Source organism: Streptomyces sp. CA-251387 (assembly GCF_050936625.1).
Classification (GTDB): Bacteria; Actinomycetota; Actinomycetes; order Streptomycetales; family Streptomycetaceae; genus Streptomyces.
In genome coordinates this window covers 8,012,086-8,029,020 of the sequence record NZ_JBNJMJ010000001.1, presented here as the reverse complement: position 1 = coordinate 8,029,020, position 16,935 = coordinate 8,012,086, and the positions used below count along the sequence as shown (strand labels likewise).

13 protein-coding genes are annotated in these 16,935 nt (G+C 72.1%); 7 read left to right on the top strand and 6 right to left on the bottom strand.

From position 1 onward, the window contains the following. From gnd to ACQEV2_RS35640, 3 genes are read left to right on the top strand one after another with little or no spacing between them, the layout of a single operon-like run. Entirely contained in the window at positions 1-879 is an 879-nt protein-coding gene (gene gnd / locus ACQEV2_RS35650) for a phosphogluconate dehydrogenase (NAD(+)-dependent, decarboxylating) (RefSeq protein ID WP_433051139.1), read from the top strand. A 6-nt stretch (positions 880-885) separates the two neighbouring features. Continuing rightward, positions 886-1,485 (top strand): histidine phosphatase family protein, encoded by a 600-nt coding sequence (locus tag ACQEV2_RS35645; RefSeq protein ID WP_433051136.1) that lies wholly within the window; start codon positions 886-888, stop codon positions 1,483-1,485. Positions 1,486-1,518: 33 nt separating this feature from the next. After that, on the top strand, positions 1,519-2,964 hold the full coding sequence (locus ACQEV2_RS35640; protein WP_433051133.1) for a membrane-associated oxidoreductase: 1,446 nt from the start codon (positions 1,519-1,521) through the stop codon (positions 2,962-2,964). Between the two features lies 1 nt (position 2,965). Here the strand turns inward: ACQEV2_RS35640 and ACQEV2_RS35635 are convergent, their stop codons facing one another. Then, positions 2,966-4,744: a bifunctional sugar phosphate isomerase/epimerase/4-hydroxyphenylpyruvate dioxygenase family protein gene (locus tag ACQEV2_RS35635; RefSeq protein WP_433051130.1), complete on the bottom strand. Its 1,779-nt coding sequence runs from the start codon at positions 4,742-4,744 to the stop codon at positions 2,966-2,968. 87 nt (positions 4,745-4,831) lie between these two features. Beyond that, positions 4,832-5,728 (bottom strand): shikimate dehydrogenase, encoded by an 897-nt coding sequence (locus ACQEV2_RS35630; RefSeq protein WP_433051127.1) that lies wholly within the window; start codon positions 5,726-5,728, stop codon positions 4,832-4,834. Positions 5,729-5,897: 169 nt separating this feature from the next. Between ACQEV2_RS35630 and ACQEV2_RS35625 the strand changes: the two genes are divergently transcribed. Together ACQEV2_RS35625 and ACQEV2_RS35620 are read left to right on the top strand one after the other, a co-directional pair. After that, positions 5,898-6,563, top strand: a complete 666-nt coding sequence (locus ACQEV2_RS35625; RefSeq protein WP_433051124.1) for a TetR/AcrR family transcriptional regulator — start codon at positions 5,898-5,900, stop codon at positions 6,561-6,563. A gap of 207 nt (positions 6,564-6,770) precedes the next feature. Continuing rightward, positions 6,771-8,117 (top strand): MFS transporter, encoded by a 1,347-nt coding sequence (locus ACQEV2_RS35620; protein WP_433051121.1) that lies wholly within the window; start codon positions 6,771-6,773, stop codon positions 8,115-8,117. A gap of 66 nt (positions 8,118-8,183) precedes the next feature. On the opposite strand, the gene ACQEV2_RS35615 is transcribed toward ACQEV2_RS35620, so the two are convergent. Genes ACQEV2_RS35615 through wecB form a run of 4 tightly spaced genes read right to left on the bottom strand, consistent with a single transcriptional unit; the run spans position 8,184 to position 13,932 of the window. Beyond that, positions 8,184-10,367 (bottom strand): glycosyltransferase, encoded by a 2,184-nt coding sequence (locus ACQEV2_RS35615; RefSeq protein ID WP_433051118.1) that lies wholly within the window; start codon positions 10,365-10,367, stop codon positions 8,184-8,186. Positions 10,368-10,386: 19 nt separating this feature from the next. Continuing rightward, a complete protein-coding gene (locus ACQEV2_RS35610; RefSeq protein ID WP_433051115.1) occupies positions 10,387-12,204 on the bottom strand; it encodes a hypothetical protein in 1,818 nt (605 codons plus the stop codon). After that, complete coding sequence (locus ACQEV2_RS35605) at positions 12,204-12,851, bottom strand: class I SAM-dependent methyltransferase (RefSeq protein WP_433051112.1); 648 nt, start codon at positions 12,849-12,851, stop codon at positions 12,204-12,206. The genes ACQEV2_RS35610 and ACQEV2_RS35605 overlap by 1 nt, the downstream gene beginning before the upstream one ends. Further along, positions 12,844-13,932 carry a non-hydrolyzing UDP-N-acetylglucosamine 2-epimerase gene (gene wecB, locus ACQEV2_RS35600; RefSeq protein WP_433051109.1) on the bottom strand — a complete coding sequence of 363 codons (1,089 nt, stop codon included), beginning with the start codon at positions 13,930-13,932 and terminating at the stop codon, positions 12,844-12,846. Before wecB ends, ACQEV2_RS35605 begins: the two co-directional genes overlap by 8 nt. A 198-nt stretch (positions 13,933-14,130) precedes the next feature. On the opposite strand from wecB, the gene ACQEV2_RS35595 reads away from it, so the two are divergent. Beyond that, the gene (locus tag ACQEV2_RS35595) at positions 14,131-15,591 is read left to right on the top strand and encodes a glycosyltransferase family 4 protein (protein WP_433051106.1); all 1,461 of its coding nucleotides are present in this window, start codon (positions 14,131-14,133) and stop codon (positions 15,589-15,591) included. A 6-nt stretch (positions 15,592-15,597) separates the two neighbouring features. Continuing rightward, positions 15,598-16,923, top strand: coding sequence for a nucleotide sugar dehydrogenase (locus ACQEV2_RS35590; protein WP_433051103.1), 1,326 nt, complete (start codon positions 15,598-15,600; stop codon positions 16,921-16,923). The last annotated feature ends 12 nt before the right edge of the window (positions 16,924-16,935 follow it).

Here is a 16,935-nt window from a genome sequence, read left to right as displayed (position 1 = left end):
ATGCAGCTCGGTTTGATCGGCCTCGGCAAGATGGGCGGCAACATGCGCGAGCGGATCCGCCGCGCCGGCCACACCGTCATCGGCTACGACCGCAACCCCGAGGTCTCCGACGTCAAGAGCCTGGAAGAACTGATCCACAAGCTCGACGCGCCGCGCACGGTCTGGGTGATGGTCCCGGCCGGCACCGCCACCCAGACCGTCATCGACGAGCTCAAGGACCTGCTCTCCCCCGGTGACACGGTGGTCGACGGCGGCAACTCCCGCTGGACGGACGACGAGAAGCACGCCGCCGAACTCGGCATCAAGGGCATCGGCTTCGTCGACGCGGGCGTCTCCGGCGGCGTGTGGGGCCTGCAGAACGGCTACGCGCTGATGGTCGGCGGCGACAAGGAGCACGTGGAGCGGCTGAAGCCGATCTTCGAGGCGCTCAAGCCGGAGGGCCCGTACGGCTATGTCCACGCCGGCCGGGTCGGCGCCGGGCACTTCTCCAAGATGGTCCACAACGGCATCGAGTACGCCATGATGCAGGCCTACGCCGAGGGCTGGGAGCTGCTGGAGAAGGTCAGCTCGGTGGACAACGTCCGCGAGGTCTTCCGCTCCTGGCAGGAGGGCACCGTCATCCGCTCCTGGCTGCTGGACCTCGCGGTGAACGCCCTCGACGAGGACGAGCACCTGCGGAAGCTGCGCGGCTACGCGGAGGACTCCGGCGAGGGCCGCTGGACCGTCGAGGCGGCCATCGACCACGCGGTGCCGCTCCCGGCGATCACGGCGTCGTTGTTCGCCCGGTTCGCGTCCCGCCAGGACGACTCCCCGCAGATGAAGATGATCGCGGCGCTGCGCAACCAGTTCGGCGGGCACGCCGTCGAGTCGAAGGAGTAGCGGGCCGTGGGGGATCTTCTGCTGGTCCGCCACGGTGAGACGGAGTGGAGCAGATCGGGACAGCACACCGGCTTCACCGATCTGCCCCTCACCCAGGACGGCGAGGAACAGGCCAAGTCCCTCGCCCCGCTCCTGTCCGGGCGGACCTTCTCCCTGGCGCTCACCAGCCCGCTGCGCCGCGCCGTCCGCACCGCCGAACTGGCGGGCGTGGCGGGGGCCGTACCGGACCCCGACCTGCACGAGTGGGACTACGGCGGCTACGAGGGCGTCACCACCGCCGAGATCCACCGCACCCGCCCCGACTGGTACCTGTGGACCGACGGAGTGCCGCCCGGCCCGGACGGGCACCCCGGTGAGTCACCGGCCAAGGTGGGGGCGCGAGCCGACCGGGTGCTGGCCCGGGTGGAGGCGGCGCTCCCCGACGGCGACGTGATCCTCGTGGCGCACGGCCACTTCCTGCGGGTCGTGACGGCCCGCCGGCTGGGGCTGGCCCCGTCGGACGGGCGGCTGTTCCAACTGGCGACGGGCACGGTGAGCCGGCTGTCGACGGAGCACGGCCGGCCGGTGATATCGGACTGGAACGCCAGGCCTCCCGCCGCGAGTTGACATGCTCGGCGGCCGGCGTCAGAGTCCCGGCTGATGGAGATCAACGATCTGACGCCGGCCGAGCTGCGGGTGTGGCAGGCATTCGCCAAGGGCGCGGAGGTGGACTTCCGTGAGGGAACCCAGCCGGAAGGAGCACCCGAACGCACCCTCCGCGCCGGGGTGTTGCGGGCATTGCTGCTGGACGGCCCGCGGGAACCCGGGGAGATCGCGGCCCTGAAGGTCAGAGGCGCACGCATCACCGGGCTCCTGGACCTGCGGTACGCGACGGTCGACAGCGTCCTGCACCTCACCCACTGCCGGTTCGAGAAGGCCCCGGACTTCGTCGGTGCCCAGCTGCGCTACGTCAGCCTGCGGGACTCCGAGCTGCCCGGCCTCTCGATGACGCGCTCCCGGATCGACGGCAGCCTGCGGCTGACGCGCTGCCGCTTCGACGGGGTCGTGCGTGTCGACGGGGCGCAGATCGCGGGCGCTCTCTTCATCGATCAGGCGCACATCACCGTGGGCGACGCCGTGCAGGCCGCCCTCCAGCTCAACCAGGTGTCCGTCGACGACGACGTGTGCGCCCATCACCTGCGCGCGCAGGGCCGGATCCGGCTGGACGGCGCCACCGTGGCGGGCTCGCTCGACCTGGAGGACGCACAGCTGCACAACCCCGGCGGCAACGTCATCGACGCCGAGGCCCTCGACGTGGGCGCCAACGTGCTCGCCCGACGGCTGCGCGCGCACGGCCGCATCGACCTGCGCGGCGCCCGCATACCCGGCCGGCTCGACCTGCTGTACAGCAGGCTGGCCAACCCCGGCGGCACCGCGATGCGGGCGAGCAGCTGTGTCATCGGCGAGGTGTGGCTGCGCAAGGGCCCGCCGATCGAGGGCATGCTCAACCTGCGCCGCTCGCAGATCGAGCACCTCAACCTGGAGCCGGAGATGCTGCCGGACCAGGTGCGCATCCTCGACCTCACGTACACCTCCCTGACCCCGCATGTGCCGCCCGAGCGCCGGCTGCCCATGCTGAACCGGGACGACGACACGTTCGACCCGCACGGATACGAGCAGTTGACCGCCGCCTACCGGCGGACCGGCGACGACCACGCCGCCCGCCTCGTCCAGCTCGCCAAGCAGCGCCGCCACCACGCCACCCTGCCCTGGTACGGCCGTCTGTGGGGCCACGTCCAGGACGCCACGGTCGGCTACGGCTTCCGACCGATGCGTGCCCTGGGCTGGCTGCTGTCACTGCTCGCCGTCGGCTCGGTCACCTTCGCGCTCCACACGCCCCCGGCGCTGAAAGCGGACGAGGCACCCGACTTCAACCCGGTGTTCTACACGCTCGACCTGCTGCTGCCGGTGATCTCCTTCGGCCAGGAGACGGCGTTCGCCCCGCAGGACGGGCAGCAGTGGCTGTCGTACCTCCTCATCCTCACCGGATGGATCCTGGCCACGACGGTCATCGCCGGTGTGACCCGGACCGTCAACCGCCAGTAGGTCAGTGCGCCAGGTGCTGCGCCGCCAGCCGCACCGGCGCGTTCGGGGCGCCGTAACCCCGGTAGCCGTCCCGCTGCACGAGTTCGAAGAAGACGCGGCCGACGGTCACGGTGTAGCAGTGCCGGAACTCGCCGTACGTGTCACGGTCGTAGAGGATGCCCAGCTCGCGATACGTCTCCAGCTCGCCGTCCGCGAACTCGTACCGGGCCGCCAGGTCGTCGTAGTAGTTGGCCGGGATCGGCAGCAGACGCCCGCCCGCCGCCCGGAAGCGGCGGGCCACGGCGACCACGTCGTCCGTGGCCAGCGCGATGTGCTGGGCGTGCACCGTGTCGTCCGTGGGCGCGGCGCCGACGCTCAGGGCGATCCGCACGCTGCCGTCGGCGTTGGTGACGGCGCGGCTGCGCATCAGGCCGTACGGGTCGGCGACGTCGACGCTCTCCTGGGCGTTCAGGCCGAGGACGCTGCGGTGGAAGAGGGTCGCCTCGTCGTAGTGGTGCCAGGGCTGGGTGAGGGCGAGATGGTCGATGCGGTGCACGCCCGCGGTGCCGGCCTCGGGCCCTACGTCCGCGAAGTCGGCGCGCCAGTTGGGCAGTTCGGGCCGGTCCGTCGCACAGAAGAAGAGTTCGGTGCCGTCGGGTGCCGCGACCGCGTCGAGGGGGGCGTCCTCCAGGGCGCGGCGGCGGGGCAGGACGGGCGCGAGGAGCGCCTCGGCGCGGCGGGCGGCCGCGGCCGGGTCCGGTGACTCCAGGCCGATGGCGGCGAGCCCGGTGCCGTCACGGCGTGCGGCGCCCGCGGTGTTGACCAGGACACGGGCCTCGCCCTGTTGCCAGAGATCGACCGGCTTGCTGCGGTGCCTCGCGGTACGGGTGAAGCCCAGGGCACCGAGCAGCGCCGAGATCGGTGCGGCGTCGGGCGTGACCAGTTCGGCGAAGGCGACGCCGGTGGGGACGACGGGTGCGGGCGGGGTCGCCAGGCCGACCGTCTCCTGCAGCACGATCAGGGAGCGGTGGGCGTCCACGGCGGTCGGCCCGGCCTCGGCCTGACGGAAGACGTCGTTGAAGACCTCGAGGGAGAGCGGACCCTTGTATCCGGTATGCAGCACACGGCATACAAGATCCGCCACATCGAATCCACCCTGCCCAGGGAAGCAGCGGTAGTGGCGGCTCCATTGAAGGACGTCCATCGCGAGCAGCGGGGCGTCGGCGAGCTGGAGGAAGAAGATCTTCTCGCCGGGGATGTCCTCGATGCCCTTGGGGCCCGACCCACGGGAGAGGATGTGGAAGCTGTCCAGGCAGGTGCCGAGCGCGGGATGATCGGCGGCCTCGACGATCCGCCAGGCATGGGCGTACGTGTTGACGTGCCGTCCCCAGGCCAGCGCCTCGTACGCCACCCGGATGCCGAAGTCCTGGGCCAGTTCGGCGAGTTGGCGCAGGTGATACGCGGCGAGCGCGTCGTCGTCCACGGCGAGGGGGTGCACGCTGGAGCAGACGAGCACGGTGTCGGCACCGAGCCGCCGCATCACCTCGAACTTGTGCCGGGCCCGGCGCAGGTTGCGAGCAAACTCGTCGGGGGGCACGGCCTCGATGTCCCGCATGGGCTGGTAGAGGTCGATAGTGAGGCCGAGATCGGCGCAGCGACTGCGGATCTCTTCGGGTGACAGCGGGCTGGCCAGCAGGTCGTTCTCGAAGATCTCGACGCCGTCGAACCCGGCCCGGGAGGCGGCGGTCAGCTTCTCGGTGAGGGATCCGCTGAGGGAGACGGTGGCGATGGACGTACGCATGGGACCTGTTCCTTTCAAATGCGGTAACTGCAGTTCCGGTAAGGGGCGCGGGGAACTGCGCGACCAGCCACGAACGGCTCGCAGCCGTCAGACGGCCTTGCCCGCCGAGCTCTCCGCGACGCCGGCCATCTCCGCAATGTCCGCCAGCATCCGCACACTGTCCGGCTCACGCCCCGTGAACAGCCGAAACGCGTCCGCAGCCTGGAACACAGCCATCCCACCCCCGTCCAAGACGGCGCAGCCAACCGCCCGGGCGGCACGCAGCAGCTCCGTCTCCAGCGGCCGATAGACCACCTCGGCCACCCACAACCCGGGATGAAGCAGTTCCCCAGGAAACGGCAAACCCGGATGCGCGGCCATACCCGTCGGCGTGGCATGCACGACGCCGTCGGCCGACCCGAGCAACTGGGCCAACCGATCCGGCGTGGCCGCGGCAGCGCGCCCGGCACCGAAGTGCCGGTTCAGCGCCCCGGCGAGACCGGCGGCCCGTTCGCTCAGCGCGTCGACGACAGTCACCCGCTCGGCGCCCAGCGTCAGCATGGCGTGGGCGACAGCCACACCGGCTCCCCCGGCACCCAGCTGCACGACCCGCTCCAGCGGCACGTCGGGCAGCCCGCGCGCGAAGGACGCGGCGAAGCCGGTGACGTCGGTGTTGTGGCCGACGGCCCGGCCGTCCTCGAAGACGACGGTGTTGACCGCGCCCAGCGCCTCGGCCTGCGGGGCGAGCGCGTCCAGGTGCTCGATGACGAGCTGCTTGCACGGGTGCGTGATGTTGAGCCCGTCGAAGCCCAGGTCACCGGCGGCCCGCACCAGGTCGCCCACCGCCTCGGGCGGGATGCCGAGCGCGTCGATGTCGATGAGCCGGTACACGTAGCGCAGGCCCTGCCGGTCGGCCTCCCGCTCGTGCAGCGCGGGGCTGAGCGACGGGCCGATGCCGGAACCGATCAGCCCGACGAGATACGAGTCCTTGGCGTCCTTGGCCACCGGGGACCTCCTGAGCGGCTCACTAATGTACGAACTGGTGAGTTAGTCATAGCAGGAGGCACCCGCGATTGGGAAGGGCCGTCCCGCCACACGAGGCGAGCGGGCTTCTACAATCACCGGCACGCGGGTGGGCCACCGGGGAGCGCTCACCCCTCGCCGAAGGAAGCCGATGACCAGCGTCGAAGAGCCGGCACGAACAGGCGGACGGATCCGTGACGCCGCCCGCACCAAGGCCGAGATCCTCGACGTCGCGACGCAGGAGTTCGCCCGCGCCGGCTACGACGGCGCCCGCGTCGACGAGATCGCCGCCCGCACCCGCACCACGAAGCGGATGATCTACTACTACTTCGGCGGCAAGGAGCAGCTGTTCACGGCCGTGCTGGAGCGGGCGTACGGAGTCATCCGGAAGGCCGAGCAGCAGCTCGACGTCGAGCATCTGGACCCGGTCGCGGCCATCCGGCGCCTGGCGGAGCTGACCTTCGACCACCACGAGCAGCACCCCGACTTCATCCGCCTGGTCAGCATCGAGAACATCCACGGGGCCGAGCACATCGCCGCCTCCGCCAAGCTGGGCAAGATCGGCTCACCGGCGCTGGACGTGATCCGCCGGATCCTGGAGTCGGGGCAGAAGTCCGGCCTGTTCACGGCCGACGTCGACGCCGTCGACCTGCACGCGATGATCAGTTCCTTCTGCTTCTTCCGGGTCTCCAACCGGCACACCTTCGGCGCCCTGTTCGGCCGCGACCTGGTGGATCCGACGCAGCGCGAGCACTACCGGAACATGCTGGGCGACATGGTGATCGCCTACCTGACGGCGGACCGCGCCACGGACTGAGCGGCGCGGGACCGCTCCGCGCCTTCGCGGGGTTCTCTCCGCACGACCTCTTGACACCCGGGAAACGTGAGCGCAACATCCCTACCCACCACGTACTAACTATCCAGTGGGTTAATTAGCCGCGATCCGGCTCCTCCCCTCCGCTCAGGTCCCCCTCCCTCACGTCCTCACTCCGCTTACGTTGGAGTCCCCTCGAAGGAGCACGCCGTGTCCGTCCCCGCGTCCGCAGCCCCGCCCGGGCAGCCGAAGAAAGCCGCCACCGCCGCCTGGATCGGCAGCGCCCTGGAGTACTACGACTTCTTCATCTACGGCAGCGCGGCCGCGCTGATCTTCCCCGAGGTGTTCTTCGACGAGTCCGACCCGGCGACCGCGACCCTGCTGTCGCTGGCCACGTTCGGTGTGGCCTACGCGGCCCGGCCGATCGGCGCGCTGTTCCTGGGTCACTTCGGGGACCGGGTGGGACGTAAGAAGATCATGGTCTTCACGCTGATCCTGATGGGCGTGTCGACGTTCCTCATCGGCTGTCTGCCGACCCGCGACCAGGTCGGCACCCTGGCGCCCGTCCTGCTGGTCCTGTGCCGGGTGCTGCAGGGCATCTCGGCGGCCGGTGAGCAGGCCAGCGCCAACTCGATGACCCTGGAACACGCGCCACCGCACCGGCGCGGCTTCTTCACCAGCTTCACGCTGAGCGGCACCCAGGGCGGACAGCTGCTGGCCACCCTCGTCTTCATCCCGGTCGCCGCGCTGCCGGAGGCGCAGCTGATGTCGTGGGGCTGGCGGGTGCCGTTCTGGCTGAGCGTGGCGGTCGCCGTCGTCGGTTTCGTCATCCGCCGCAAGCTGGACGAGACGCCCGCCTTCGAGCAGCAGGCCGCCACCGAGGGCGTGGCCAAGCTGCCGCTCGTGGTGCTGCTGCGGGAGCACTGGGCGGATGTGCTGCGGGTGATCGCCGGTGCGCTGGTCGCCTCGGTCAGCACGATCTTCACGGTGTGGGCGCTGTCGTACGCCACGAGCGACGCGGTCGGGATGAGCAGGTCCGCCATGCTGTGGGTGAGTGCTCTCGCCAACCTGGTCGCCCTCGCCGCGATCCCGCTGTGGGCCACGCTGTCGGACCGCACCGGCCGCCGTCCGGTGTACCTGATCGGCGCGGCGGGCAGCGCGGTGATGATGTTCCTCTACCTGTGGTCGATCTCCACCGGCTCCTACCCGCTGACCCTGCTGCTGGGCATCGTCGCGTTCGGTGTGGTCTACAGCGCCGCGAACGGCGTGTGGCCCTCCTTCTACGGCGAGATGTTCTCCACCCGGGTCCGGCTGTCCGGCATGGCCATCGGCACCCAGATCGGCTTCGCCGTGGCCGGTTTCGCGGTCACCTTCGCCGCGCAGATCGCGGGCCCGAACGGCGACGACTGGTCGGCGGTGGCCCTGTTCACGGCGGCCCTGTGCGTGCCGCCGGTCGTGGCCGCCCTCTCGGCCCGCGAGACCGCCAGGATCCCGACGGAGCAGCTCGGCGAGCGCTCGGCCAAGGAGGCCGCGCGCCCGGAGACGGTGACGGCCTGATGCCGCGCTGATCGTGCGCGAACTCCCGGGTCCCCGGACGCCTTGGCGGCTCCGGGGACTCGGGCATCACCCCGACACGAGCAGCTCCGTCCAGGCCTCGGCCACCCGCTCCAGGGAGAAGCCCTCCCGTACCTGGGTGCGGGCCAGCTCCCCGGCGGACCGCCAGCCGTCCTCCCCGAGCGAGGCGATCGCCTCCGCCATCGCCTCGGGGCTGTCATGGATCCACCGCCGGTCGTAGATCTCGTCCGCCCCGGGCCACGGCAGCAGCGAGGGTACGGCGCCCGACGCCATGCCCTCGGCGGGCGCGAGGTGGAAGCTCTCGTCGTCGCTGGTGGACAGCACATGCCCGACCCGCCGCAGCCAGCCCGCCACGTCCGGCCCGAACGCGTCGAAGACGACGGCCCCGTCGAGCAGCGGCGAGGTCTGCATCCGGCGCAGCACGGCGTCGTAGTGCGCCCGCTCCTCGGGCTTGTTCCAGATCCACCAGTACTCCCAGGGCGGCTTGGACTTGACCGACAGATGCCAGCGCGGGTCCCGGGCGCGCAACGCCTCCAGGACGTCGAGGCCGAGGTCGAGGCGTTTGCGGCTGGGCGCGATGCCGATCATGCCGAGGCGGTGGTGGGCGCCCGGCGCCTTCGGCCGGTCCAGCTGGTCGGTGTCCACCCAGTTGGGGACCACCACGACCTTCGAGGCGGGCCAGCCGGTGTGCTCGCGGGTGCGGCGGGCGTAGTACGGGCTGACGCACACCACCCGGTCGACGGCGTCGATGTCGATCTGCCGGGGCCAGGGCGCGTCCAGCTCGAAGCGGTGCAGCCGGACGACGAGCCGGCTGCCGCGCCGCTTGTGGCGGCTGTACCAGACGGCGGCCGGGCCGCACCACTCGACGACCACCACGTCCGCCCAGTCGGCGAGTTCCCGGCTCGTGTCCGGGTCGTGGCGGGCCAGCGCCGGCCAGGCGTCGACCCGTACGTCGAGACCGGGCAGCGCCCGGAAGTGGTCCAGCAGCCGGGTGAGGAACTTCAGGTCGTGCCCCGCGACACCCACTCGCAGGGGGCGTTGACGGGTCGTCACCTCGCGGGGCGCGGCGGGGAATGCCCTGGCGAGCTGGGCACGCCAGCGGGCGGCCGCTCCGTCCAGGGTGTACCGCCGGGCGGCCTCGCGGCAGCGGGCGGCCGCGAGGTGCCGCGCCTGCGGCTCGCGGACGGCCCGTGCGACGGTGTCGGCGGCGTCGTCGAGTCCGGCGCGTCCCGGCACGAACAGCGGGTAGTCGGTGCCGAGCAACGCCTCGTGCGCCGGGGTGCGGTTGAGGACCACGGGCAGGCCCAGGGCGCCGAACTCCAGGACCTTCGTGGACAGTTCGAGGCTGGAGTCGAGCACCGGGTCCCGCCAGCCGAGGCCCAGGTCGCAGTCGGCGGCGATGCGCATGGCCTCCTCGCGCGGCCGTCCCCCGTGGTGCTGGACGCCGGGGGTGCCGGCGAGCGCCCGCGCCATGGCGGCCCGGAAGCCGGGGTGGCCGGGATCGTCGTGGATCTTGTCGCCGACGGTGTGCAGTTCGGTGGGGACACCGCGTTCGGCGAGGAGTTCCGGCAGCCGCGTCATGGGCAGGGTGTTCCACCGGGGTGCGAACTTGCCGGTGTAGACGAGCCGCAGCGGATCGTGCGGTCCGTCCCGGTCCGGCAGCGCGAAGCCCGGCTCGGGCACGGCGGGCGGGCTGAGCACGCACTTGCCGCACGCCTCGGGCATCCAGGTCTCCAGGAAGCAGCGCAACTCCTCGGTCTGGCACAGGAGTCGGTGCGCGGCCTCGGCGATGCGGGTGAGGTCCGCGCGGGCCGCCTCGGTCATCTCGGCGGCCGACTGCGGGATGTCGGTGAGATAGGCCCAGATCCGCCCGTCGAACCGGCCGTCGGCCACGACCCGGGTGACCAGCCGCCGGCCGCGCAGCACCAGCAGGTCGCACGGGTCGTCCTCGTCCAGCCGGGCGAGCGCCTGTGCGGCCTGCACGGGCGACATGGGCCGGTCGGCCAGGCCCGGCAGCAGCCGCTCCTCGTGTGGGCACACCAGGGCCACCCCGGGCAGCTCGGCCAGCGGATCGGTCAACCGGCCGGTGCGGACCGGTGATTTGAGGACGAGCCGGGTCGCGCAGCCCGCCCGGGACAGGGCCTGCACCGTCGACTGGGCCCACACGGCGGAGCCGTCGATGAGATTGAGGTCCACGTCGCCGTAGACGAGCGCCCGCAGCGTGCGGCTCATGACGGCTCCCCATTGCGGCTCATGACGGCTCCTTCCCGCGCACGGCGAACAGACGGTGCCCCTGAGCCGCCCACCTGTCCGGCGCCGTACCGGACAGGTGCAGCGACCGGCGTACCAGCAGGGGGCGCAGCGACGGTACGAAGACGTAGTCGTCGGCGGTCGGCGTGTGGCCCACCGCGTCGGCGCCGGAGTACTCCTGGGCGCACATCAGGTCGAGCAGCAGGGTGTCGGGACGGTCCTCGGTGAGGTCCGTCCAGTCGGCGACCCAGGGCGCCCGGGGCTGCCCCCGGCGTACCGGCACTCCGGCGGCGGTGAGTTCGTCGAGTCCCGTGGGATCGGGCACGACGACCTCGGCCGGGCGGTGCAGCTGGCCGAGCACCTGGCCGACGAGCCGGGCGACGTCGGTGCGGTCCCGGGGCGCGGCCAGCACGGCGACGCGCCGCTCGTCCAGCGGATCCGGGGCAGCGGCAAGGCGCGCCAGCCGCGCCAGCCGTACCCGGGTGCTGTCCGCCCGGAACACCTCGCGCAGCCGCTCCCGGCCCTCCACCGCCGGGTCGAGCCGGGCGAGCCGTACGCCGGTGTCGGCGTCGACGACGGCGTCCCAGGCGAACCGGGCGAGCCCGGGCGCGGCGGAGGCGGGAGCGTCCCGCCACAGCACGGCCGACCGGCCCAGAGCCCTTGTCTCGGCGAGCAGTTCGGCGAGCGTGCGGTCCAGGTCGGGGGCGAGGCCGGTGCCGGTGAGCCACCAGGGCCCGTCGCCGGTGCAGGCGCTCAGCTGCACGACGAGCACGTCAGGGTCGGTGCGTTGCACCAGCAGCCGCCCGTCGTGCGGCAGCAGCCGGTTGACGACCACGTCCGCCGCGAAGTCCTCCGCGGTGGAGGGGGTGAGCACACCGGCCAGGACGAGGCGGTCGCGGGGCGCTGCGATCAGGGCGCGATGGGCGAGGTGGAAACGGCCGTCGAGGGGCACGTCCGGCTCGGCCCGGTCCTTCGGCGCGCTCTGCGGTGCCGGCGCGGCCGAGCGGCGCCGCCCGCGCCACAGTCCGTACAGCTCCCCCGGCAGCCGGGCCGCGCCCCGCTTCGGCGAGCGCGCGGCCGACACCAGCGCCTTTCCCACCCGCAGCGAAGTGGAGCCCTCCAGCATGGCCACGCGCGCCTGCAGCACCTCGACCCGGTCCCGGGCGGCCCGCAGCGCGGCGGCGAGCTGCTCCTTCTCCCGTACGGCGGCGGAGAGCCGGTCGGCGATCCCGTCCTGCCCGGCGGTGCCCCGGGCGCGTTCCGCCTCCTCGACGGTCCGTTCCAGGTCCAGTACCCGGGCGCGCAGGGACCGGGAGGCGAGGTCGGCGAAGACGTACTCGTCGGCGATCCGCAGCGCCGTGGCGTGCCCGTCGGACGGGACGGACCGGCCGAAGAAGTCGTGCGAAGGCAGCAGCTCGTCGGTGCGCGCGACGACCGCGCCCGCGTGCAGATGGACGTAGTCGAGGGGTGCCGCGCGCAGGACCTGGCAGCGGTGGGCCACCAGGGCGTCGAGGAGGCGGTGATGGGGGAGGTCGGCCACATGGTGGCCGAACACGATCAGCGCGCGTGCACCGGGTTGCATGCGTGCCAGTACGGCGCGCCAGGCGTTCTCGCTGCCGTGCAGCTCGGCGTCGGGGCCGTAGGAGAGGAGCGCCAACTCACCTTCGCCGAACGGTCGTTCGTCTTGCTCGTCGTCGCAATGCAGGGCGACACCCGGCGGCAGATGCAGGTAGGGCTCCAGGCGCAATCCCCCGCGCGTCGTGTCCACCACCGTCGTGACACCGTCGAGGTGCGGATGGAGCAGGTCGGTCAGACGCATCAGCTGGTCCTCGTGAAGACGTGGAAGCCGACCCGGTCCTCCCGGAAGCCGTACGGGCTGAAGAGGACGTGCCGCAGCCCGAGCGGCTCGAGTTCGGCGCGGTAGGCGGCGGTCGGGCGGTGCACGATGTAGTCACCGCGGGGAGTGCGATCGGCGGTGTCCTCGTCGGTGACGATCAGGCGGCCGGCGACGCGGACGAGGGAGGCCAGATTGCGCAGGCCGGCCGCCCACTCGTGGTCGTCCAGCACATGGAACAGGACGTCCACGCAGACCACGATGTCGTACGGCCAGGGACTGCGCCACTCGTCGAGCGCCGCGACGGCGTAGCGCGGGCCGCCGCCCTCCGCGCGGGCGTGTTGGACCGCCGTCGGGCTCGTGTCGAAGGCGTCGACCCGATGGCCGCAACGGGCCAGGGCACGGGCGAAGTACCCCTTGCCGCAGCCGGCGTCGAGCACGAACAGCGGGGCGGCGGGGCTCGACAGGTCACCGATGAGGGAGAGCAGCGTGCCGAGCCGCCGAGCGTAGAAGATCTCGTTGCCCGGACGGTCGAGCCCGATGTGCGCGCCGGAGGCGAGGTCGTCGTGGTCGGCGTGACGGGTGTCCCAGTACGTCCGGGTGTCGTCGTACGTCCGCATGTCGTCAGCCATGGCGCTCCAGCCACCCGGTGATGACGTGCGCGATCCGGCCGCCCGCCCGGCCGTCCCACAGCGGTGGCCCCTCCCCCGGCGCGGCTCCCCCGCCGTCCAGCACCTTGCGCAGAGCGGGCACCAACTCCCCGTGGCGGACCAGCCGGTTGGTGCCGTGGGTGACCGTGACCGGGCGTTCCGTCGTCGTGCGCAGGGTCAGGCACGGGACGCCGAGGACGGTCGTCTCCTCCTGGACGCCGCCCGAGTCGGTGATCACCGCGGCGGCTCCGCGTACGAGGCTCATGAACTCGACGTAGCCGAGCGGGTCGAGCAGATGGACGCCGGGCGCGTCCCCGAGGCCCGCCGCCCGCAGCGCCGCACGGCCGCGCGGGTGCAGCGGTACGGCCAGATCGAGATGGCGAGCGGCCTCGGCCAGGACCCGGGCGGCGGCCGCGGCGGCCTCCGGGTCGTCGACGTTGGCGGGCCGGTGCAGGGTGACGACGCCGTAGCGCTCGGGCAGTCGGTGTGCGGCGCGGGCGGTCACCGGGTCGAAATGGTCCAGATGGGTGAGCAGCGTGTCGATCATCGGGTTGCCGACGAAGTGCACCCGCTCCGTGGCGACCCCCTCGCGGGCGAGATGGCCGACGGCCTCGGGGCTCGTGACGAACAACAGCTCGGCCAGCTGGTCGACCAGACGCCGGTTGACCTCCTCCGGCATCGTCATGTCGAAGCTGCGCAGCCCGGCCTCCACATGCGCCACCGGGACGCCCAGCTTGGCGGCGGCGAGGGCGGCGGCCAGCGTCGAGTTCACATCGCCGTACACCGTGACCAGGGCGGGCGCGCGGGCGGTCAGTTCGCCCTCCAGGGCCGTCAGGAGGTCGGCGGTCTGGCGGGCGTGGCTGCCGGAGCCGACGCCGAGGTCGGTGTCGGGTTCGGGCAGGCCGAGTTGCCGGAAGAAGATGTCCGACATTCGTGCGTCGTAGTGCTGGCCGGTGTGGACGAGGATCTGGGCGCAGCCTGCCGTTCTCAGGGCGGCGACGACCGGCGCGGCCTTGACGAAGTTGGGGCGGGTGCCGACCACGTGGAGTACGCCGCCGTTCATCGTGCCCTCCGTTTGATGGCTCGGTCGCCTACGGGCGCTTTCAGCCGGTGTCGAGACGGCGATCGTGCTCAGCCCTTCGGGCCTCCGCGCGTTCGCCGTCTCGACACCGGCGCGCCCTTCGGCTCCCTCGCGGCCGGTGTCCTTGGGACAGTGACAGTTGGTGGGCACTTGCTCAGCGTTGCGGCCTACCTTTGCGGTATGTCCCGTTATGTTCTGCGTGCCCTCAGTCTGGCCGCCTCCGTGGCGCTTGGCGAACTGCGGCAGGATCCGCTGCGGGCGGCGTTGCTTGCGGTGCGGCTGGTGCCGGGGCGTGCCCGCCGTCGGTTGCGGCCGTTCGAAGTGCGGCTCGCCGGGCGTGCCCGCAGCGCCGGGCCGGTGGCAGCGCCGTCCGCCACGCGGGTGCCCGCGCCCGTCGGCCGGCGATTTCGGCCCGTGCCGGGCCGGGTGCTGCATCTGGTCACCAATGGGCTGCCGTTCCGGCACGCCGGCTACACCGTGCGCACGCAGAAGCTGGCCGAGGCGCAGCTGGCGGCGGGGCTGGACCCGCATGTCGTGACCCGGATCGGCTTCCCCGTGACCCAGGGGGTGCTGGACGCTCGCCCGTCCCAGCACGTGGGCGGGGTGCCGCAGCACCGGCTGCTGCCGCTGCGGCTGCCGTACGGGCAGGCCGCGGCGCTGGCGCGCAACGCCGACCTGGCCGCCCGGCTGGTGGAACGGCTGCGACCGGCCGTCCTGCATGCCGCGACCGACCACGGCAACGGGCGCGTGGCGCTCGCCCTGCGGGAGACCTACGGGCTGCCGGTGGTCTACGAGGTGCGGGGTTTCCTGGAGGAGACCTGGCTGACCCAGGCGCCGGGGCGCAGCCGGGACGACGAGACATACCGGGCGCGACGCGCTCTGGAGACGTCCTGCATGCGTGAGGCGGATCTGGTGCTGACGCTGGGTGAGGCGATGAAGGCCGAGATCGTGGGGCGCGGGGTGCCCGAGGAGCGGGTCCTCATCGTGCCGAACGCCGTGGACGACGCGTTTCTGGCCCCGCTGCCGGACGGGGCGCCCGTGCGCGCCCGGCTCGGGATCGCGCCGGAGGAGTTCGTCGTCGGCACGGTCGGCAGTCTCACCCCGCACGAGGGGCTCGACACATTGCTCCATACGGGTGAAGAGCTGCGCCGGCGTGGCGCCCCGGTGCGGCTGCTGATCGTCGGCGACGGACCCGAGCGGCCCGCGCTGGAGCGGCTGGCCGCCCGGCTGGGCCTGGACGACGGGACCGCCCTGTTCACGGGCCGGGTGCCGCACGCCCAAGTGCGGGACTTCCATGCCGTGTTGGACGTGTTCGCGGTGCCGCGCACCGACGAGCGCGTCTGCCATCTGGTGACCCCTCTCAAGCCGGTCGAAGCGATGGCGAGCGGTGTCCCCGTGGTGGCGAGTGACGTCACGGCACTCAGAGAGCTGGTCGAACCAGAGGTTAACGGACGACTAATTCAGGATAGATCGCAAAAATCCTGGGCTGATGAACTCGAAATGCTCATTTACAGTCAAAAGCGGCGGGCTGAGTGGGGAGCAGCCGCCCGCGCGATGGTCGCGCGTGACCGCACCTGGCAGCGGGCCGCCGCCACAACCCGTGACGCGTACCGCGCCCTTGGATGCCTTGAGGCGGGGTGAGTCCCTATGCAGGTCGACCAGACCGGACCGCTCGGGGAAGCGAGCGAACCGCTCGGGGAAGCAGAACGGCCCGACGCCGTGGAACTCGCGGTGATCGGGCTGGGATACGTCGGACTGCCGCTCGCGCGTGAGGCGGCGTCGATCGGCCTGAGGGTGGTGGGGCTCGACCGCGATCCCCGGGTCGTGGAGGCGCTCAACACCGGGCACTCCCATGTCGACGACGTCTCCGACGAGGATGTCCGCCGGATGCGGGCGGCCGGCTTCACCGCGTACACGGACGACGCCTGTCTGGCCCGTGCGCAGACCGTGGTGATCTGTGTGCCGACCCCGCTCAGCGAGGACGGCGGGCCCGATCTGAGCGCGGTGAAGGCCGCCGTGCGCACGGTGGCGGGCCGGCTGCGGCGCGGGCAGCTCGTCGTGCTGGAGTCGACGACGTATCCGGGCACCACCGAGGAGGTCGTACGGCCGCTCCTGGAGGAGTCGGGGCTGCGCGCCGGCGCGGACTTCGCGCTGGCCTTCTCACCCGAGCGCATCGACCCGGGCAACACCACGCACGGGCTGCGCACCACACCGAAGGTGGTCGGCGGCTGCACCCCGTCATGCGCGGCGCGTGCGGTCGCGTTCTACGGCAAGCTCGTCGACACCGTCGTCCAGGCGAAGGGCACCCGCGAGGCCGAGATGGCCAAGCTGCTGGAGAACACCTACCGCCATGTGAACATCGCCCTGGTCAACGAACTGGCCGTGATCAGCCACGAGTTGCACGTCGACCTCTGGGACGCGATCCGCTGCGCCGGCACGAAGCCCTTCGGCTTCCAGGCGTTCCGGCCCAGCCCCGGCGTCGGCGGGCACTGCATACCCATCGACCCCAACTACCTGTCGTACAAGGTGCGTTCGTCGCTCGGCTACGAGTTCCGGTTCGTGGAGCTCGCCCAGGAGATCAACCGGCGTATGCCCGAATACGTGGTGCGCCGCGCCCAGGACCTGCTCAACACCGCCGGCCGGCCGCTGCGCGGTTCCCGGGTGCTGCTGCTCGGGGTCACCTACAAGCCGGACGTGGCGGACCAGCGGGAGTCGCCCGCGGTGCCGGTGGCGCGGCTGCTGCGGGAGCGGGAGGCCGAGGTGTCCTTCCATGATCCTCACGTGCGGCTGTGGTCGGTGGACGGGGTGGGCGTCCCACGCGTCGGCGACGTCATGGCGGCGGTGCGCGAGCACGACCTGACGATCCTCCTCCAGGACCACTCGGCCTACGACCTGCCGGCCCTCGGCGACGCGGCCCGGCTGCTGTTCGACACCCGGGGGCGGATCTTCCGGCCCGACGTCGAAGTGCTGTGACCGGCACGTCTC